The following is a 19,608-nucleotide window of genomic DNA, read 5'->3' as shown; positions in this document are numbered from 1 at the left end:
TTAATCTTCCGTTAACGTTAAATTAAAATAAATCTGCGAAAATCATCGTGTAGTTAGAAAAAATCTAAAATACGTTAAGGTGATAAAGTGAACATTCAAAAGCTAGACGTCTTTTTAACGCTTGTCGAAACGAAAAAAATGACCGAGACTGCTCAGCAGTTAAAACTGTCCGCCCCCACCGTATCGTTTCATATCCGTTCACTTGAAAAAGAATACGGCATAAAGTTGTTCCGTACGAATGCCGGTGGATATCGGCTAACGCCAGGAGGGGAGATCCTCTACCACTACGCCAAGCAATTGAGCCAAACCAACCAAAAATTAGAACATGCCTTGTTTCAATTCAAAAAAGGCGAAGCTGGTTCGCTTCAATTAGGGGCTAGCGGCGTCCCTGCACAACTATTCATGCCAGAGCTGATCCACAAAATGGCCGAGCGCTACCCGCGCATCAATGTATCACTAGACGTAAAAACCGCACCTGAAATTGAACAAAAACTAGTACGGCAAGAACTTGATTTTGGCTTAATAATGGAAACAAGCAGCCAAGCAAAAGAGCTTGTTTACGAGGCATTTGCTTGCGATGAACTGGTGCTTGCCTACAGCAAAGACCATCCTTTTTCCAAAGTGGAGACGGTCGCAGAAGTCGACTTAAGCAAACAACGCCTGCTCGTACACACACTGTCAAGCTCAACTAAACACTTCTCCAAAACATGGTTAAAAGGCCGTGATAAAGACATGGATTTAATTGAGCTTGACTCCGTTTCAACGATCATCAAAATGCTTTCATTCGGCCAAGCCGTCGCCCTCATCTCTAAACGCCTAATTGAAAACGAAGACCACCTCGCTTTCACGGAACTAAATGACAACCGATTAAAGCGGCAAATTTATTTCGTTTATCACCAGCACCTGTGGGAAAACGATGCGATTCTGTTTTTTAAAGAGTCGGTCGCTGCTTTGAAAAAAGTGATTACAATAGAGTCGGCTTCACAAATAACATAAAAAAAGAGACCCGAGGCGAAGATCGAATGATCTTTGCTCTAGGTCTTTCATGTTTTATCGTTTGTTCAACAGCTATGTGCTTTATAAACAGCTTTTTCATTATAAAATTAGAGTGATTGGGGCAGACGCTTCTCCGCCTCTTTCCTTTACGCTAAAATAACCTTTTTTGCCTATTAAGTAACGTTCCTTTTCCTTGGGACCAACCCTGTAAGGAGAATCGCTGAGTAGGCCCACAACAGCCATGATGCAAACATGCGATCCATTTCTGGATCTAAGTTTTCAAAGATATTAGCAAAAAACAACAAAACGACAACATCGAACAACATCCCCGGCAAAGCAATGAAAACAGCGGCTTTTTGGCGTTCTCCCCGTCCCAATTTTTTATAGCGATAAACAGGAAAAGTCAGACTCAAAATCAACGGAATTACAACTACATACGCAGCAACCAACAACAGCGGCTGTTCCAGTGAGAAGAAAAACTGTCCGAAAAAACGAAAAACCGCTGTCGCTCCTAGCCATACTAAAAAACCCCATACAAGAAAAAACAAAATATATCACATCCTTTGGCAGCGAATGAATGTGAAAAAGACTAACGGCTTTCCAATTGTTTAGCCAGCAACCTTTCCAGATAATCAAATACTTTTTTGCCATCGAAATCCGATCTCATTAAAGACTGTACCGCCAAACCATCAATGAGCGCATTCACGAACACACTGCAGACGTCTGCCGGCATCCCGCAACATTCGTCTCCTGCTAATGCGTGAATTTGTTTTTGGAGAACGTCATTCTCATAGGCCAGTAATCCGCCAATTCGCTCACGAATGTTATGGTTGTGCAATCCTGCCGCAACCAATGAGAAAAATAACGAGTGATAAGAAGCATCGCTTGAATTTCTTTCATAAGCAGCTTCAAGACCTGCTTTCATCGACTCAATCCCTTGCTGGCCCGTATCCTCTTTCATCTGTTCCAACCTCTCCCAAGAGGTTTTGCACATATCCTCTACCACTTCAATCATAAGTTGCTCTTTCGTTTTAAAATGGTAGTAAACCGTTCCTTGCGTCACTCCCGCTCCCTCTGCAACAGCCTTAAGCGTTAACTGATTGACCCCATTCTCGACAATGCACGTTTTAGCCGATTCAATTAAATCTTGCTTTGTAATCACATTAGGTTCAGCCATTTTCGTTCACCACCACTATTCAGTTAGTTATATAACTAACTGAATCATATATGTAGGCAGCGACCGTGTCAACGATATTTACAATTAAAAAATGATGCCCTGACTGACATTGATTCGATAGGGTTAAACACAACAGCCGGAAAGCCATAGAAAAGCCTACTAACCTCTGGGTTTAGCAGGCTCTTTTATCCCACATTTTTAGCTCACGTTATGGCTGTCAGCCTTATTTAAAGACCATTTTTTCCGACTATCAAATTGAGCGTTGCTGTAAACGATCCCACCGAGAATAATGAGCACTCCAACCCACTGAGCCCAGCTTATCGCTTCTCCCAGCACTAAAGAGGACATGATAATCACAACCGGCAATTCGGATGACGTTAGAATGGTTCCCAATCCCGGGCCGACACGGGGCATTCCAATCGAAAAGAGCAGGGGCGGAAGGACGACGCCGAAAATGCCCAGTGCGAATCCATAAGGAATGATCCCCATTAATACATCCAAGTCAAATAAAAACATTGGTGGAAAGACGATAAATACGGCCAATACGCCTCCTGTGGAAAGAAGAGCACTTTTTAAAACGGGAGGCGTTTCCTTTTCAACCGAACCACTCAAAAAAATGAATGTGGAAAAGGATGATGCTGCAAGCATTCCCCAAAGGCTTCCTTGCCATGACAACGCCAAGTGTTCCTGAAATAGGATATTGGCTGCCAACATGGAACCAACCAGAAGCAACGCGATGGAAATAAGTTTCCTCTTAGTCGGCTTTTTCTTATGGAACCCCCACTCTAACAAGGCTCCGATCCAAACAAATTGGAACAAAAACACGATCGCTAGAGAGGCGTTTAAAGTTTGCAAAGCTTGATAATAAAATATTCCTGTTAACCCGAATGGAACGCCAGATAGGATAAGCTTTAAAAATTGTATCCGCGTCAGTTTTTTCTTTTTCGTAAAGAACACTGCAAGCCAAGTAAGCACAGCGCCGAAGAGATATTGCCCCCCGGTTACTGCTGACACAGTGAAACCGGCCGCATACGCCAATTTAACAAAAGTAGACAACACCCCGTAACTACACCCTCCTAAAAAAACGATTAATGCATAGTGCCATAATTTCATCGCGCCAGTTTCCTCCTTTATTGAACACAAAAAAACACACAATGACCGTACGGCCTTTGTGTGGCGAAAATAGAAATTGCTCTCTAGAAAAGTCCACAACTTCCCAAATAGGTTTTAGGTAAGTTATTCTGTTCCGTTCATAGTATAGGAGCATCCTTTGAACATTGTCAATTGTTATATACGATTTTTAAGACGGTATCCTTCATTCTTATGACGAGTCAACACCCTTTGAGTAGCATCAGCAATTTCACCTTCAATAGAATAAACACTATTCTATACAATGACGGAGAACTAGGCTATTCTAATACAAAAGAGAAATCATCTTGTACTTTTAGGTGATCATTGATGAAAACCGGTGCGGGAAATTATGACTCGCCCCCAAACTTGAACACTTATGAACTACTACATATACAGCAGCTCAACAAAAAAACTGAGTAAAGATAAAGATGTGAAATAGATGGAAAAATTCAAATCACGGATGTGGTTATCATGAACAAAAAAAAGATTTTCTGGACTTGTTTCCTCGTATTGTTAGTAGGAAGTGCCGCTTACTTCAGCACCAAACTATATCCAACTTCAGGGGCGAGGCTGCCAGCAACAGCCGAAACGGAAATAAGAGATTACTACGTCTCACCGCCAGGGAAAGATACGAATCCTGGAACAATGAATGCGCCGTTTGCCAGTATCCAGAAAGCAATCGAATTAGTCAAACCAGGTGGCACTGTATTCCTAATGGAGGGAGTGTATCACCAAACGGTGAGCATCAATAAATCTGGATCGCTTGACCAAGGTTACATATCTTTGCGCAATGTGGAGGGACAAACGGCAATAATAGACGGCAAGGGTGTAAAGCAAGTCGAAGATGGCATCATTCGTATTGACAATGCCAGTTATGTACGTGTCGAAGGCATTGAAATACGCCATTTTTATACATCATCACCCGATGTCACGCCCGTTGGCATTCATGTGAGCGGTAGCGGCAGGAATATTGAAATGATAGGGAATCGCATCCACGATATGGGAACAAACGCAGATCAGCGAATAGGAGGCGGTAATGCACACGGCATTGCCGTTTACGGTAACTCGGCAACTATTGGAACAGCTTGCTATTATCCAAAATGAGTTATATAACCTGAAACTAGGGGCAAGCGAAGCGATGGCGGTGAATGGAAATGTAGATGGCTTTCGAATTGCGCAGAATATTGTGCACGATAACAACAATATTGGCATCGACATCATCGGCTTTGAAGGGACCGCGCCGAATCCTTCGCAAGATCAGGCTAGAAATGGTGTAATTGAAGAAAATCATGTATACAATAGTTCCTCTTTTGGCAATTCCGCCTATGGGGAAGATTACTCAGCCGCCGGCATATACGTCGATGGCGGCAAATCTGTAAAAATTATTGACAATGACGTTCACCACAATGATTTTGGAATTGAACTGGCAAGTGAGCATGCCGGCGGTGCCACTTCAAATGTGGAAGTATCAACGAACCGCATTTATAACAATCATGGAGCAGGCATTACCCTTGGCGGCTATGACGAAGACCGTGGAAGGACGGAAAATTGCATCATTAAAGAAAACGAGTTAACAGAAAATAACGGGAAACATCTTGGTTATGGTGAAATCAATCTAGCTTTCGACACTAGAAACAATGAATTGCATAACAACTACATCATAGCGAATGAAGACGGACGAATGATCACAAACGAGTTCACCGAAAATGAAGGAAATAGCGTCGACTATAATCACTATAGCAGCAAAAATCAAGCGTATTGGATATGGAAGGATGAAGAGTTTGATGATTTCGCAGTCTATCAAACAGAGACCGGGAATGATTTGCATTCTGATTTGAACTGAATTTAGAAAATATGCGGATCGTTATAAAACGGACTGATAGGCGCCTAGAATCCTGCAATTGCTCCTTTGTACACCAACTAAAATCACGTGTGCCACGAATTCGTAATGGCCAGCACCAACGAAGCGAGCAGGCGTTGGCGCTGGCCTTGAAGCGAAATAAGAGTAAGTTCATTTAATCATCCTTCTTTATGTGACATAAACGATTATAAGCGGCTAGACATAGGTGATAATGGTCAACTACCCATTGACTCTTTTGGTCACGCTTATTGTTCAAGTCTAAGAAGTACCTTTCTTTCGCTTGTCCTGTTGGGTCATTTATCTTAACAAACTTCTCCGCTATTGCTGCGAAAAATAACTGATAACTTGATGGGTAAGGATAAGGGTAACCATCTTGTCTACTATCTAATAACGTAATCTTTTCATACCCTATTAAGGTTTCCGAACTTATATAAGCTCCCGCCTCTTCTAGTACCTCTCTTCTTAAAGCTTCGACTATCGTTTCACCTTCTTCCATATGTCCTCCTGGAATTTCCCAGCCTCTATTCTCTAACCTCGTTAGTACTAACCGTTCTTCAAAAAATAATAGACAATGGACTGCGGTGACTAAATGAGTTGCTGGTGGAACATTTGATAACACCATTTGAATAATATTTGGACAAGGTAAACTTTTATTGTTTAGTTGTTCCTGTATAATCATTTTTTTGGCTATCGTCTCTCCTCTATAATATGTCCCCCTGGAATCTTCCCCTTTACTCTCTAACCTCGTTATTACTAACCGCTCTTCAAAAAATAATAATCGCTTCTTAATTGCACTCTCTTAGTGTAATTAATGAGTGAACAAGAAGCATTGATACACATAAAATTAGCTTGAAATATTTATATTCGGATATTTAATAAAAAGTTGAGTGGCAGCACAAGCGGCAACTGATTTTGCTAAGTTTTTACCTAAACACCGATGTAATCCAGCCCCGAAAGCTAAATGAAGATTGAGGTTCTCTCTCCATGGATTGTAGTCATTTGCATCTTTGAACGTGCGCTCGTCCAAACCACTTTCTACTATTTTTAATACAACTCTTTCTCCCTCTAAAACTAGCTGATTGTTAACTTTAATATCCTGAATAGGTACCCTAGTAATATATGGACCTTCTGCCCTATTTGGTTTCATTAATCTAGCCGCTTCTTCAATTGCCAGATTTAAATTCTTTCTATTTTTAATGAAATCTTCTCTAATATCAGTAGGAAGTTTTGACAAATGTTTTATTAATTCAAGAGGTAATTCTATATGGATCTTCAAAGAAATCATTTCCAAAAAAGGGATAACATAATAAACTATTTCTTCTATACGAACCTCATCATTATTTACCATATACCCTATAAAACTAAGTTGCTCCTCATTTTTTTTGTATTTCTTGCAATAGTCTATAAGTTTACTATACATTAACCTGTACCCTGCTCTTCCATGAAGGGATTTTGGACCATCTTTTTTAAAGAAGTTGTCACAAACTTTATATATTGCAAGGATTTCTTTGCTAAACTCTTTATTTAAACCGACAATTTCTTTAAATGCCTTATCACAATACAACTCTAAAAAATTCTTTTCAATAGAAGTAATATTTATATCAGTCATACTATCCAAAAAAAGAGTTGCGTTCGGTTCAAGAATTTCTTTTTCAATTCTCTTCATCCTGTTGTTGGAAAATGATTTAGCAAATTCTTTTCTAATTCTCTCGTGTTCCTCTTCTGGCGTTAATTCTAATGCCAGGAAAAAGCTTGGTGACATAAGAGTGCCATGCTCAAACTCATTTTGTTTAGGCTTCCGAAAATATTGAGACTCGAGTATATATTTTGATTCCTCTAAACCCTCAATTATCCATGCATGATCATCTTCATTAAATCTCATCGGACATTTACTCAATTTTATTTAACTCCTCTAACAACGTAGTAATTAACGCCACTGTAAAATTTTTTCCAAGACATCTATGATCTCCAACTCCAAAACTTAAACTCTCACTTAGGTTATGGCGGTTTGCTTGAAACATATTAGGACATTTAAATACAGAATTGTCCTTAGAAGCTTGAGAAACACGCACATTAACCTTTTCACCAGATTTAATCACTTTTCCGTCTAAACTAAAATCTTCCAGCGCAAACCTACTAAGAAACAAGCCATCTAAAAGACGAGCGCTTTCCTCAACAATATAAGATAAGCTTACATTGTCCATTTTGTTGTTTTTGTAATTTTTATAGGATAACATCGGTAATTCCATTGTTTTACTTGACGCTAACATATCTATAAACGGAATTATCATACTCACCTTTTCTATTTCTGTGAGTTTCTCATTATTTTTTAATTCATTTATATAACCCTGAGTACTTATGACCGTTTGATCATTTATCATGTCTTTTAACATGTGGTTAACATAACTAAAGTAAACCTGTCCCTTAGAATTATTCTCTTTTGCGTATTTGTTACCAATTCTATATGCGGTTACAAGTTCTTTACCTAAATTTTCCTCAAGCCCCAGCATATCAATGATGGCATAAGTACAATAAGGTTCTATTATCCTACTATGAATACATTCTGCATTGTTGCCGTAATTTTGCTCTTTTAGAATTCTAGCAGCGTGTCTTTTGAATATATTCTCCTTTAATTCTGCCACTTTTTTCTTAGTAAAATAACTGGAAAAATTATGCTTTAATCTTTTATAATCTTTTTCATCGGCTATTGTTAAAGCAAGGAAAAAACTAGGTGTATCCTCACTCATTTCTTCGACTTTCGGAGTTCTGAATTTTTTGGATTCAAGAATAATTCGACTATATTGGTTGCTAACGACTATCCATTTATTGTTTTTTTTATCGTAATAAATAGCTTCCATCTTTATTCTCCTTATCGCTAACTAACAGCAACCTTTCAAAAAATTCATAGGCATTATATTGATTTGATACCTGGGTTAGTAAACCTGCAAGGTTATAACTATTTGGAAGATAATCCCTTAAAGCACTAATGACGATATTTGCCTCTTGAGGATAGCTAATATATGTCATTAACTCTTTTATATGTAAATGTATACCCTCATGGTCATTTTTTCTTATTGCCTGGCGTAAACAAAATGCATGATACTTCCTTTTTGTTAGTGGGCTTTGCTTCTCTGGACTATAACGTTTCATCAATTGGTCCGCTTCATTTTCAAAATTAGCTGATTCAAGACTTAATACAAAGTTCAATGTATTTATATTTGATTTTTTCTTAAACATATTTTCTATTCTTTCTAATTCATTAATTGGGATGTTGCTCTTATCAATACATATGTCTCCCATTACCAAAACATTTGCTCCAGATAAAAAGAATTGTCTTATTGCTTCATCCGGTTTTTCTACCAACGGTTCACCCATCACATTAAAAGAGGTATTAAGAACGGCATTTAATCCCGTCTTTCTACCTACCTGTTTTATCAACTTGTAATATAGAGGCTGAAATGATTTACATACTTCCTGAAACCTGATAGTCCCATCAACATGACGGACTTCTTTTAAAATATCTTTAGCTGGTACCACATTTAGCATATACGGCGATAGAGACTTGGGTATATCTTTGAAATTAGAAATCTGTTCATAATCACCCTCTGTGATACTAATACCAAAAGGTCTAAAACGCTCCCGAAATTTAACCTTTTTATTAATCTTCTCAGTAATTGACTTTTCTAAGGGGTTTGCTAGAATGCTTCTAGAACCCAATGCTCTTGGCCCCCACTCACTTGAACCTTGAAACCAACAAACAATTTCGCCTTTTGCAATATATTCCGATACAGTGTGGACTACATCTATTTTTTCACTGTGTTTTAGTAGATTTGTGCTCTTAAGTTCTTGAATAACTGTTTCATTTGTATATGTTTTTCCCAAAAAAGGATTAAATTTGATCAACTTTCTAGGTTGTTCAAGTAATTCAATCCATCCATATTGGCACAGTCCTACAGCAACCCCATCATCTGTAGCTGCTGGGTGCACATAAATATCTTTCCAACCCTGTTTTTTTAATTTACTATTAGCTGAACAGTTTAAAGCAACACCACCAGCATAACAAAGATATTGACAATTTGTTTTCTTCAATAGAAATAAGGATAATGATTCTATAGCTTTCGATAATTCCGATTGTGCTTTATAAGCGAGATTATATGCAAGTGGAGTATTCCAATGAACAGGTATATATTTTTCTAAGAAATCGTCTATCTTTTCAACAATCACGTTATTAGTTTCATATTGAGGTAAAACACCTTCAAAAAATTCATCTATTTTCTTAATATCTATTATTACATCTCCATCTTTGATCTCAATTAGTTGCTTCCAATCATCTTGCGGTTTTCCAAAAGGAGCAAGGCCCATTAATTTTCCTGCAGAAGGAACTCCCGCTTCACTTAGTCCTGTTAATGATGAAAATATATCAAAAAACATCCCTAAACTAATACTTTGTGAATCTCCAAAAGTATTACTAACTTTCTTAAGGGCACCGTCCGATCCCTTATACATTGAGATTTTCTCATACTTCCCATTATTTAACCTATGGCCTTGTTCGTCCAAGACGAGAACTGCACTTTCTTTAAATGGGCTAGTTCCAAAAGCACTATACGCATGCATCAAATGATGAGAAGGTAAAATAGCTTCCACAACTTTATCTTCAGAAATAGGGATATATTGTAAAATCGTTTCTTTGCACGATTGAATTGATCTCCCACATACAAGTAGGTCTACATCATTCAGTTGAATTCCCTCTTCCCTTAACACATACGTTATTGCTGCCAAAGGGGGTATTACTATATTATTAGGTCTACTAGCATAAAAGCCGTCCGATTTTTTTCTTCTATCCAGCCTTTCCTCAGCAATAGCAGAGCAAATAGCTCCATTTTTCAATAAGGCTGCTGCTCTATCATGATTCGACATGCTTACACCTAATATATAGATATTTTTTTGACTCATTTTAATCTCCCTTCAGTTGTTTTCTATTTATTCTGTTTTAAAAATCCAAAAATTCTCTTCAGTTCATTACTGTTAGGATAAGTGACTTCATTTGTATACCCATTAATTTTTATGTTATTTTTAACCTCAGCAATTAATAATTGACTAATCAAATAAGCAGAGAAAATTTCATTTCTACTTAATTTGCCTGTATATGAGGCAGGAATCCCCCCTGATTCTTGAATATCTTCTAAATCTGCAACTATATTGATATTATACTTTTTACAATTAACCGCATATTCAGTTCCTGGATGCGGGCAATAAACGTAAGTATTAATATTATCAACTACACCAGTGTTTAATAAATTGAAAATCGTACTCAATGATATTATCAACGAATCTACATCTTCCTCTGGTGTACCAATTATCCACTCCAAATGAACCTTCAATCCAACAGTTCTTGCTTTTTCAATTGTCGATAACACTATGTCCATGTTTTGACCTTTAGCCATTTTGCGTAAAATTTTATCATTTGCATTGTCAAGGCCGATATAAACTCTATTGGTGATTGGCACCAAGTATTCAGCTATTTCCTCGGTTAGTAGAGTTGAATGAGTGTACAACCCCTCTAAAAAAATTTCATTATCTTTAAAGACTTTTGTGATATCTCTGACATGCTCAACATCTCTTGTAAATATTTCGTCTTCTAAAAAGCAAATATAACCTTTATTTCCAACATGTTTTTTAAAATGCTGAATTTCAGCACTTACTTTTTCTTTACTTTTTTTCCTGTAGTTCAACCAATTAGGCACACCACTACAAAACTTACATTTAAACTTGCACCCTAAGCTTGTCCTCATACTGAAAGGAATGGTACGAGTTTTTTTACTACTGTATTTTTCAAACATTTCAAAAGCTGGTCCTAGCACTTCATAAGCTGGTATAGAGATGTTCTCTAAGTCCTTAATTACTGCTGGTTCTGGTTTTTTTATAGAGCCCCGCAGACAAAAACAGCTATATTTATTATTTACGGAATCCAATCCTTCTCCGAGAATTTCATTAATCATATTACCTATTAATTCTTCTGGCTCACCTACGATAGAAAAATCTAACTCTTCTACTTCAGTAAAAATATCGTTTTCCAAAACAGTACTAATTCTACCAATTGATCCAATAATTGAATTCTTATTTTTAGATTTTATAATTCTTGATAAAATTCTCATACCATATAATGATGCTGTACTTCTACTAGGTATAAAATGATCAGAAGAAAACAAGTAAATTTTTGCAGGGTTATCCAGTATAAATTGTTCTAAAATCTCCTTATCTGTGTCCTCATTGTAAGCATTGAAAATATTTATTAAGGGGAAATAAGTAGCCGATAATCCATTATTTAATAATTCACCTGTTATTATTAGCGGTGGAGAATCCCAGGGTTCGTCAACAGGATACTTTTTTGATATTGCTGTACGAAAAGTAGGCCTTCTAAACGGAGCAATTACTACAACATCTTTCAAGTATTAAACACCCCTTTCTTCATTTTTAACGTATTCATTCCAATCCTTGTAAAGATATGGAACGTTTAATCCAGATTGATATAAATCGTTAAACAAAGAGCTCAAAATCTTTATTACCTGTTTCGAATCCAACCCACTTAATTTCGAAATTTCGGGTAGTCCATCAGTAGGTTTTTTCTCATTTATTATATCGAATAATTTAGCCAAATCTTCGTTTCCAGAAATAATCACGCCAGAAGCACGAAATTCACAACCTTTACTATCTCTATAGTACCTAATTGCATCACACTTATCTCCAATAATAATCATATCAGACATATTCTAACTCCCTTAGTGAATTGACTATAGGACACATATAATCTTTTGCATACAATTTCTTCTCTTTTGCATAAGCTCTAGACCTTGAACCTCCACCACAAATATCTTTCAAACTACACATTCTACAATTCCCTTCTAACTTTTCAATCGTTAGCCCTCTAATCTCTGTAAGGATACTTGATCTTTTCCATATTTCAAATATGCTTTCCTTACGTAGATTTCCACATTCAAGTTCTTCCTCACCAATAACCAAAACGGAAGGATAGACCTCTCCATTAGAAGAAACTGATAATTCTGCATTACCTAAAATATCACCTATATCATTGTGTGATTTGTAACCACTTTCCCTTAATGGGCTTCTATAATTCCAAACTTTCTCTGCTTGCTCAATATCAATATCCTGTTCGATTAACGGTAAATAAAACTCCCATGGGGCCGGAATAGATATTTGTAAATGTTCATAATTTCCACTTAATTTTTCTTTAGTTAGCTTTGAAAATATCTTTGCCCATGTATTAAAAGGTAACTCAAATTTATCTAAATGCTTTCTTCCATAACCACCAGGGAAGAACTTTATTCCAACAAGAGCATTTGCTCCTAGATTCATCGCTAATTTATAAGTATCAAAAAGGTCTTGTTCAGTTGCTTTAGTAACAGTAAAGTTAATAGATGTATTAAATCCTGCATCAACGACTTTTTTGACTCCATCTTTGACCCTCTCAAATACTGGCACAGGATCAAAATTTGGATTGTTAACTTGTTTTCTTAAAACGGTATAGTTTTCTGGGGTCGATCCATCTATACTTACATTAATCATTAGATTGGGACACTTTTCTTTCAACAAATTCACATTTCTTTCATGTAAAAATAATCCGTTTGTAATTACTGAGACTGTCCAGCCTGGTAGGTTACATGCAAATGACAAAATCTCTATAATATCTCTTCTGATAAAAGGTTCGCCACCTGCAAAGGCAATTTTAAGCGTACCCATCTTATGCAAATCATTTATTACTTCCAGAATCTCGTCGGTTTTTAATTCATTATCTAACCTAGGGCCAGATGAGCTGTGACAATGAGAACAAGCTAAATTGCAACCATTTGTAAGATTAAAATCCACATGGGCAGGTCCACGTAAAAACATAACACCCCTCCTAATATTGAGTAAAACTAGGAGGAAACCTCCTAGTTTTTTCGGTACTTAAAGTTTCATTTCTTCTTGAATTGCTTGTTTGAGTTCATTAAGAGTTTCTTTTGAAATATTAGCGGGTTTAGACAAGTTCGCAGCTTCAGCAACTGCCATTGGGGCAGTTCTATTCCACTGCATTGATGTTACTTGAGTAGCTTCAAAAGCTGGTTTAAAATTTTTCATTTTTTTCACCTCCCTTCATTGGTATAGTTAATTTTCTATCAATTAATAAATAGTAACTACATATAGATACTATAATTAATGATATTATGCCAAAAAAGAACATCATTGAATTGAAACCGATAAAGTCTAATAAAAATCCAATAAGCACTAATGAAAATTGAGCAATCAAGTTTTCTAATATTCTCTTAAAGGCGAAAAACCTTCCATGATAATTAGGCTCAATATTTTTTTGGAAATAGGTATTTGACACGGGTATAAAGATTCCTGCAGAAAGACCAAATATTGCAAAAGCAATGAATGGAATATACATTTGATTAGAAGACGATAAAATGAATTGTGACAATGCCATTGAAAAACAAGAAAAGCAGATTATATATAATATAAAGTTACTTCTATTAACTTTGATGATTAAAAACCCAGCCAAAAGTATACATATACCTTCAGTTGCGTATAATAAACCTGTAATTGCGACTGAATTTTGTATATTGCTAATTTCTATTACCATTAAATTAAATCCAGATATAAATACGTACGGTACAAAAGAGAGCAATAATAGTATGAAAATTATCTTCTCATTCTTAAGAATTGGCAGGATCTCTCTAAACTTGATTTCATTCTTCTTAGTATTAAGAGTTAAATCGCTTTCGTTTATGTTAAGGAAAAAAATAGAAAAAAGAAGTACCAAGTAAAATATCAATGAAATTATGTACAAATGATATAGCGAAACAGAAACTAATAAGACACCTGCTGAAGCTGCTCCAATTATACGAATAATGGTCATCAGATTATTTTGTAAGACATTTGCAAATGTTAATTGCTTCTGAGTGACAATCATCGGTATCAATGCATTTATAGCTGGAAAGTAGAACGAGGCAGAAATCCCCATTAATACACTATATCCAATAACCAATAGCACAGAATTATATAATATAGCCAAAAACATAACCAAAACCGCAATTATCCTCGCAATTGATGCATAAAGCAGGATATTCTTTTTACTGGTCTTGTCAATTAAGCTCCCTGCATAAGGACCAAACAAAGTACCGACAATTACGCCTGATAATAATATTAGTGATTGCAACAGGCTTGAATCTAAACTATTTTGTAAATAATTCAAGTTACCAACTAAACCAAACCACATTCCAAATTCGGCTCCTGTAATGCCTAACATTAAGATCCATAAATTTTTATTTTTCAATACTTCACATCCTCTTACTTAATACTATATGGGTTTTTAATTAGTAAGTAAGGCACATTCCAGGGAAAAATTCCTCTTCCTCTTTCTTCTAGCCACTCATAGTTTGTAAACAATTTGTGTTTATTTATTTTTACGAGCTCTATGTTTTTATTAAATACGTTTCTGAAAGTAACTAAAAACATATTATTTTTAATACTGTGAACATCTTCAACATAATAAAATTCAAAGTCTGGCCATGGAGAAACATCATTACTAATCAAGTATAAGTCTGTTAAAAATATTCCATTAATACCACCTTGACCATTAAGCAAATCTAAGTTCCCATTCGCTTTTTCTAGATTGTAAGCATAATTAATAACTTCCCCCTCTGATACAAATAAAGTTTCTTGTTTTAAAGTTCCTTCGAAATCATACTTCATTTTTGTTGCCCGATCTATTATTTTAATATCACATGGAAATTCAAATGATTTTTTCTCCATTCTAAGAATTGAAGACCACTCATTTAATATGATTTTAGATAATGCCAATGGTGAAATAACCCATGGGTGCTCAAAAATTTTCTCTTTACTGCATTTTGCATTTATAAGTTTTTTTTCATTTATAATACAAGCATTTATTTGGAAAAAAGTTTTTTCTTCTATCGAAATATTCTGTTCATTTTTCAGAAATAAGTTAAATATTAAATATTTTCCTACCCCTAGCTGCTTAGGTCGATCATTGTCCAATTGCTCGCTTTTAGTTAAGGGATAAAAGTCGAGCTTATTTTTAGGAAAACTAACAGAATTCCTAATAGCTTTTTCAACAAGCAATTCATCATTTCCACTATAATCTACCGCAGTTCCATAATTATGCTCGTATATAATTCTGAAAGCTTTTATTCTTTCTTTTACAGTGGTTTTAATTTTTAATCCAAAGTCAATCATTTTAGATTCTAATAAAATATTTTGCCATTTCATATTAGCTCTCCACATAGGTATCTAAGAATAATATAGATGGTGAGTGGTTAACTGTCGGAAGGGTATCATTATTCTTTGTACATATACCCCTTACAGTCTCATAATCGTCATAAAGATGTTTGAAGTGTTTATACACTTCGTTGACATGTATCTTTAATATTAATCTTTCTATCCTTTTATAATCTTTACTATCACTAATTAACAAACCATTCTTTATTTCCAATATAATGTATCCTTCATAAAATTCAGCTAATCCTACATTACAACATTTAATATATGAAATCTCTTTCTCCACAAAGTTTGGCTTACTGTTAAACCCACCATCGATGATTAAATTATTCAATCTAATTGAAGGTGAATGTCTTATAGACTTTCTATGTCCTTGTATTTCAATTTTATCAACTATTACAAATCCATTCTTAATAAGTAATTGTTTTTGATATTTGGGCGTTCTTGGTACACTTAAATCATCAAGACATGCTTGATAAACACTCAGATTTAAAGGGCCCACCTTATCCCCTTTTTTCAAGAATCCTTCTTCTAAACCGTGGCCTACTAATTCATGAAAAAAAATCGAGGAAACAAAAGGATCGAAAAATAAATTGTATTTTCCTTTTATTCCCACTGTATTTCCAATATAATTTTCTTTGTTATTTATTAACTTCTTTAAAACTCGATTTAATTCGTGATAAAGTGTATTTATACTTGAAACTGAAAAATTGATAGTACTCCCAGAAATAGTCATACTACCAATAATAAAGTTTTCTGTGTTTATAGAAAGATTAAAATCCTTATAGATAGGGAAGATACTATATTTTTTTATGTAATTTGTACTTAATGTTATATTTATATCGTTGGACTCTTTTAAAATACCACTATTGATTATGGACCATTCGTCTAAAAGATTTTTTACATTTATCATCTCTATTTTACTTCTAAAATTCCTTTTATTTGTAACACCTTTCCTTTCCAAAAATTCCTCATTAAAGTCTTTGTATGGCGATTTTCTCATTGAATAGTCAATTCTTTGAATGTTTTCATCATCTACTAAATATTTGTTTTCGTAATTATTTTTAGTGATTTTATACTGTATATTCCTTTCAACAATTATCGAAACTGTTAGCAATTCTGTCACATTCATACATACACCTTTTTTCAAACTTATAATAAAAAATGATAAATGCCAACAATAGAATAGCTAGCCTCTGCTTTGTTTTTTCACTATTGGAGAATTAGCTATTTTGTGAGAGTTCCTGCTCCACCTTACTAGTCTGCCCAAGCAGATAAAGCGGGAATTGACTAACTATATTCATTGGAATAACCATTTTCACCTACAAAAATCTTGCAGTATCTAAACCAAAATGAGTACAAGTAAACAAAGATAGCTCACGATATCCTCCAAGGACTATAAAATTATACACTCTTCATTTTCCCTTTTGAAAGCACTTCAATCCCTACATCCAAAAATTTATTCTCTGCAAACAGTTCTATACAAATTTTCGCCCTACCTTTTCGCTTATTTATTCTCTTTATAATTGCTTCTTTACCTTTTAAAGGACCATCAATAACTCTTATCTCTGAACCTTCCGTATATATAGTCGAAAAGTCGATTATTTCTTCATTATTAATTAGGCTTAGAACAGGACGCATTTCATCTGTATCTATCTCTGTAAAAGGATGGTGTTTTGTTTCTTTTGATTGATAGTCATGTTTGTAATTAAGCAGTTTGTAAAAGCGCGGTACCTGTTTTAATTGATAATATAAGTCCACATCCATTACAGTATAGACAAACACATAACCAGGAAAAAGATTCTTATAAACCAGTTGATTTATTCCTTGTTTACGTTCAATTAATTTTCGTTTCGGAACAATGACTGTTATGTTTGAACAGTCTATATATTTCTTTATCATTTTCTTAACGAAGTCTTCTTTTCTTGACTCAACAAATAAGGCATACCACTTCATATCCATCTCCCTTTACACCAATTATTATTAGATAATTATTCTGATGTAGATTTATAAGAGGTATAACCTAGTTTATAATTTTCTTTTTATTGAACAGTCTTTTATAACAGAGTCCTCTCTACTAGCGTCATGACTATACAACGACTACATAACATTACACAAGGTTTAGGTCATCCCTTTCTCCTTTTATTAAATTTACAAAACGGCTTTTTCATAGCTAATGAAGAAGCCCAGTCAGAAAAAACATTCCAACCAGGGACAAGTTATGTCAGGGCATAGCTTCGCCCATTCATCTATACTCTCATATACACTACTCAATCACTTTATGCCATCAAAGCTAGGCCAACGAGCCGGAACATCGATTAGCTTATACTTTGACTTTTTAATATTTACAACACTGTTTAGTTAAATTTATCACACTAATAAGATAATAGTCAATCCTTTTTTTTATTTGAACTGACTAATATTGAGCATCCTATCATTTGCTCCTTTCCAGGTTGTTAAATACAGCTCAATATTTTCCCAGCATCAGCCTGTGCCCCATTTGCCGCCAAATTACATATTTGCCTTCAATGTTAGTGAAGAACCGATCGAAACATCGAAAAGACCTTGTTTGCCCTATCTATCAGCACTTCAAGGGATACGTAGGCGTCAAACATACTTTATTAGATACGCTCGGTAAGCGCATAGAAAAGTCATTCTAGATTAGGGACAAACACCGATCAACGTTCTATCGTTAGGTCAGTCAATACAAGAATAGCAGTTCTTTTGATCAACAAAAACTCGACCTTGCTTTATTTGATTTTGTGTATTGGTTCAATCATGTAATAATTCATTGGTCTCTTAACTACTTAACCGCTGAGGAATACATCCTATGAAACTTCTAGTTCTGTGTTTATGCCAGAGTACTTCTCCATCCCATGGTAAAAGACTTATTTTAGAACAGTGCGCACAATTGAAAAAGGGGTTAACGCTACCTCAGTTATCTATTCTGACCTCTATCGCCAAGGATTACACAGTACAAGTTTCATGGAGCCCCGCAACAAGTGGCAACTTTTTTTAATCAACACCTTCTCCCCAAAAAAAGAGCGTCACGGTACCCACCCGACGCTCTCCTTACATACCTACTGGATATTTTATACTCAATTAGAAAATGTATGATTTTATTGTTTATTTGTTTCTTTATAATCATTTTAGTCTCCTTGGTACTAAATTAGAGGTCAATATCGTTGGCCCTCCACATCCTACCAAGGGATGCTTTTTGTTTCAATCTCTCTCAAAACATAATTTTAATAATCAGCCAGCTAACAGGCAGGATTGTGAAATCTTCTAACGAATAAGGAAAGTACTCAAATTTGATTTTAAAACCGGCAAAGGCGATTAGTTAAAGTAACTAAAAAGGAGTAGAAGATATTGAACAAAGAAAAAAATGATGCGGATGTGATTGGGTATTGCAGCATGCGGTTTCCAGTCACAAATTTGAAAAAATCAGTCGACTTTTATTGTAATGTCTTAGGCTATGAATTGGTTTCAACAGATTATTCATTTGGAGAAGCACATATTGCATTGAAAAACAGAAATGGTCCAGGTATTTTTTTGATGGAAACTAAACCTGAAGATGTGACACAATTGAAGTTTGTCTTTCCCCATTCATTCTTTATCACAAGCAGCACAGGGCATGTGACGATGGTTGAGATTTTAACGAATGACTTGCTTGCGTTGTATGAACGGATTAAACAAGCTAGAACCCCTATTGATAAAGAACCTGTATTTACTAATGATTTCGGTTATTTCACCTTTTATGATCCGGACGGGCATTATATTCGCGCGGTCGAAGAAAAGGGTGTTTATTTCGACTTGAAACAAAGAATAAGTTCAACACTCAAACGGGATTTGACTGAGCATGAGAATCAATTGCTATGGGGGCTATGTGAAACAGCTAGTGTCGAACAGCAAAAGTTTCTCAGTTCCATCATCTCAGAAATTCGAGGTTCTTAAACAGGCGTCGCAAACAATCAGGCATACATTCGGAACTAAGCAAGACTAAGAGGAAGTCATTTACAGATAATTTACATATATTTGCCCCCGGCTGTTTCGTCAACCTTAACCCACTATTCAATTTGAACGAAATCGATCACCTAATTCCTTTCTGGGGTTCTTTTTTGTTGAACAAAACCCCTCCAAACAA

19 protein-coding genes and 1 pseudogene are annotated in these 19,608 nt (G+C 35.4%); 5 read left to right on the top strand and 15 right to left on the bottom strand.

The window, feature by feature from the left end; all coding sequences use genetic code 11:
- Positions 1-87: 87 nt before the first annotated feature.
- Positions 88-996, top strand: a complete 909-nt coding sequence (locus tag N6H06_RS04765) for a LysR family transcriptional regulator (RefSeq protein WP_263705751.1) — start codon at positions 88-90, stop codon at positions 994-996.
- Positions 997-1,169: 173 nt separating this feature from the next.
- On the opposite strand, the gene N6H06_RS04760 is transcribed toward N6H06_RS04765, so the two are convergent.
- From N6H06_RS04760 to N6H06_RS04750, 3 genes are all read right to left on the bottom strand, one after another.
- A complete protein-coding gene (locus tag N6H06_RS04760; RefSeq protein ID WP_062746041.1) occupies positions 1,170-1,544 on the bottom strand; it encodes a DUF5367 domain-containing protein in 375 nt (124 codons plus the stop codon).
- A gap of 41 nt (positions 1,545-1,585) precedes the next feature.
- Positions 1,586-2,173, bottom strand: coding sequence for a TetR/AcrR family transcriptional regulator (locus N6H06_RS04755; RefSeq protein ID WP_263705750.1), 588 nt, complete (start codon positions 2,171-2,173; stop codon positions 1,586-1,588).
- Positions 2,174-2,371: 198 nt separating this feature from the next.
- The gene (locus tag N6H06_RS04750; RefSeq protein ID WP_263705749.1) at positions 2,372-3,286 is read right to left on the bottom strand and encodes an EamA family transporter; all 915 of its coding nucleotides are present in this window, start codon (positions 3,284-3,286) and stop codon (positions 2,372-2,374) included.
- A 489-nt stretch (positions 3,287-3,775) separates the two neighbouring features.
- Here N6H06_RS04750 and N6H06_RS04745 point away from each other — a divergent pair, with 489 nt between their 5' ends.
- Together N6H06_RS04745 and N6H06_RS04740 are read left to right on the top strand one after the other, a co-directional pair.
- Complete coding sequence (locus N6H06_RS04745; protein ID WP_263705748.1) at positions 3,776-4,408, top strand: DUF1565 domain-containing protein; 633 nt, start codon at positions 3,776-3,778, stop codon at positions 4,406-4,408.
- Positions 4,341-5,147, top strand: a complete 807-nt coding sequence (locus N6H06_RS04740) for a right-handed parallel beta-helix repeat-containing protein (protein ID WP_263705747.1) — start codon at positions 4,341-4,343, stop codon at positions 5,145-5,147. Before N6H06_RS04745 ends, N6H06_RS04740 begins: the two co-directional genes overlap by 68 nt.
- 172 nt (positions 5,148-5,319) lie before the next feature.
- Here the strand turns inward: N6H06_RS04740 and N6H06_RS04735 are convergent, their stop codons facing one another.
- The 12 genes from N6H06_RS04735 to loaP form a co-directional block, all read right to left on the bottom strand.
- The gene (locus tag N6H06_RS04735; RefSeq protein ID WP_263705876.1) at positions 5,320-5,787 is read right to left on the bottom strand and encodes an NUDIX hydrolase; all 468 of its coding nucleotides are present in this window, start codon (positions 5,785-5,787) and stop codon (positions 5,320-5,322) included.
- A 222-nt stretch (positions 5,788-6,009) separates the two neighbouring features.
- Positions 6,010-7,062 carry a cytochrome P450 gene (locus N6H06_RS04730; RefSeq protein WP_062746033.1) on the bottom strand — a complete coding sequence of 351 codons (1,053 nt, stop codon included), beginning with the start codon at positions 7,060-7,062 and terminating at the stop codon, positions 6,010-6,012.
- Positions 7,055-8,023 carry a cytochrome P450 gene (locus N6H06_RS04725; RefSeq protein ID WP_062746031.1) on the bottom strand — a complete coding sequence of 323 codons (969 nt, stop codon included), beginning with the start codon at positions 8,021-8,023 and terminating at the stop codon, positions 7,055-7,057. Before N6H06_RS04725 ends, N6H06_RS04730 begins: the two co-directional genes overlap by 8 nt.
- The gene (locus N6H06_RS04720; RefSeq protein ID WP_062746029.1) at positions 8,001-10,118 is read right to left on the bottom strand and encodes a carbamoyltransferase C-terminal domain-containing protein; all 2,118 of its coding nucleotides are present in this window, start codon (positions 10,116-10,118) and stop codon (positions 8,001-8,003) included. Before N6H06_RS04720 ends, N6H06_RS04725 begins: the two co-directional genes overlap by 23 nt.
- A 23-nt stretch (positions 10,119-10,141) precedes the next feature.
- Positions 10,142-11,614, bottom strand: a complete 1,473-nt coding sequence (locus N6H06_RS04715; protein ID WP_263705746.1) for a B12-binding domain-containing radical SAM protein — start codon at positions 11,612-11,614, stop codon at positions 10,142-10,144.
- A gap of 3 nt (positions 11,615-11,617) precedes the next feature.
- Positions 11,618-11,932 (bottom strand): hypothetical protein, encoded by a 315-nt coding sequence (locus tag N6H06_RS04710; protein WP_062746027.1) that lies wholly within the window; start codon positions 11,930-11,932, stop codon positions 11,618-11,620.
- Positions 11,925-13,073, bottom strand: coding sequence for a radical SAM/SPASM domain-containing protein (locus N6H06_RS04705; protein WP_062746025.1), 1,149 nt, complete (start codon positions 13,071-13,073; stop codon positions 11,925-11,927). The genes N6H06_RS04710 and N6H06_RS04705 overlap by 8 nt, the downstream gene beginning before the upstream one ends.
- Before the next feature lie 57 nt (positions 13,074-13,130).
- Complete coding sequence (locus tag N6H06_RS04700) at positions 13,131-13,301, bottom strand: hypothetical protein (RefSeq protein WP_193754457.1); 171 nt, start codon at positions 13,299-13,301, stop codon at positions 13,131-13,133.
- The gene (locus N6H06_RS04695) at positions 13,288-14,499 is read right to left on the bottom strand and encodes an MFS transporter (RefSeq protein ID WP_062746023.1); all 1,212 of its coding nucleotides are present in this window, start codon (positions 14,497-14,499) and stop codon (positions 13,288-13,290) included. Before N6H06_RS04695 ends, N6H06_RS04700 begins: the two co-directional genes overlap by 14 nt.
- A gap of 14 nt (positions 14,500-14,513) precedes the next feature.
- Complete coding sequence (locus N6H06_RS04690) at positions 14,514-15,455, bottom strand: hypothetical protein (RefSeq protein ID WP_062746021.1); 942 nt, start codon at positions 15,453-15,455, stop codon at positions 14,514-14,516.
- Position 15,456: 1 nt separating this feature from the next.
- On the bottom strand, positions 15,457-16,590 hold the full coding sequence (locus N6H06_RS04685; RefSeq protein ID WP_263705744.1) for a hypothetical protein: 1,134 nt from the start codon (positions 16,588-16,590) through the stop codon (positions 15,457-15,459).
- A gap of 278 nt (positions 16,591-16,868) precedes the next feature.
- Positions 16,869-17,426 (bottom strand): antiterminator LoaP, encoded by a 558-nt coding sequence (gene loaP / locus N6H06_RS04680; RefSeq protein ID WP_238583289.1) that lies wholly within the window; start codon positions 17,424-17,426, stop codon positions 16,869-16,871.
- 782 nt (positions 17,427-18,208) lie between these two features.
- Here loaP and N6H06_RS23165 point away from each other — a divergent pair.
- Together N6H06_RS23165 and N6H06_RS04675 are read left to right on the top strand one after the other, a co-directional pair.
- A pseudogene (locus N6H06_RS23165) lies at positions 18,209-18,298 on the top strand (hypothetical protein); the annotation flags it as partial.
- A gap of 535 nt (positions 18,299-18,833) precedes the next feature.
- Complete coding sequence (locus tag N6H06_RS04675) at positions 18,834-19,418, top strand: VOC family protein (RefSeq protein WP_263705743.1); 585 nt, start codon at positions 18,834-18,836, stop codon at positions 19,416-19,418.
- Positions 19,419-19,608 lie beyond the last annotated feature (190 nt).

This window comes from Shouchella tritolerans (genome assembly GCF_025770735.1).
In the GTDB taxonomy this organism is placed as follows: domain Bacteria; phylum Bacillota; class Bacilli; order Bacillales; family Bacillaceae_D; genus Shouchella; species Shouchella tritolerans.
This window is presented reverse-complemented; position numbering and strand designations above follow the sequence as displayed.

What these genes read in the sequence shown, in the direction of transcription:
- N6H06_RS04755 (WP_263705750.1), bottom strand. Translation starts at nt 2,173, where the DNA reads ATGGCTGAACCTAATGTGATTACAAAGCAAGATTTAATTGAATCGGCT.
- N6H06_RS04750 (WP_263705749.1), bottom strand. Translation starts at nt 3,286, where the DNA reads ATGAAATTATGGCACTATGCATTAATCGTTTTTTTAGGAGGGTGTAGT.
- N6H06_RS04745 (WP_263705748.1), top strand. Translation starts at nt 3,776, where the DNA reads ATGAACAAAAAAAAGATTTTCTGGACTTGTTTCCTCGTATTGTTAGTA.
- N6H06_RS04740 (WP_263705747.1), top strand. Translation starts at nt 4,341, where the DNA reads ATGCACACGGCATTGCCGTTTACGGTAACTCGGCAACTATTGGAACAG.
- N6H06_RS04735 (WP_263705876.1), bottom strand. Translation starts at nt 5,787, where the DNA reads ATGGTGTTATCAAATGTTCCACCAGCAACTCATTTAGTCACCGCAGTC.
- N6H06_RS04725 (WP_062746031.1), bottom strand. Translation starts at nt 8,023, where the DNA reads ATGGAAGCTATTTATTACGATAAAAAAAACAATAAATGGATAGTCGTT.
- N6H06_RS04720 (WP_062746029.1), bottom strand. Translation starts at nt 10,118, where the DNA reads ATGAGTCAAAAAAATATCTATATATTAGGTGTAAGCATGTCGAATCAT.
- N6H06_RS04710 (WP_062746027.1), bottom strand. Translation starts at nt 11,932, where the DNA reads ATGTCTGATATGATTATTATTGGAGATAAGTGTGATGCAATTAGGTAC.
- N6H06_RS04705 (WP_062746025.1), bottom strand. Translation starts at nt 13,073, where the DNA reads ATGTTTTTACGTGGACCTGCCCATGTGGATTTTAATCTTACAAATGGT.
- N6H06_RS04700 (WP_193754457.1), bottom strand. Translation starts at nt 13,301, where the DNA reads ATGAAAAATTTTAAACCAGCTTTTGAAGCTACTCAAGTAACATCAATG.
- N6H06_RS04690 (WP_062746021.1), bottom strand. Translation starts at nt 15,455, where the DNA reads ATGAAATGGCAAAATATTTTATTAGAATCTAAAATGATTGACTTTGGA.
- loaP (WP_238583289.1), bottom strand. Translation starts at nt 17,426, where the DNA reads ATGGATATGAAGTGGTATGCCTTATTTGTTGAGTCAAGAAAAGAAGAC.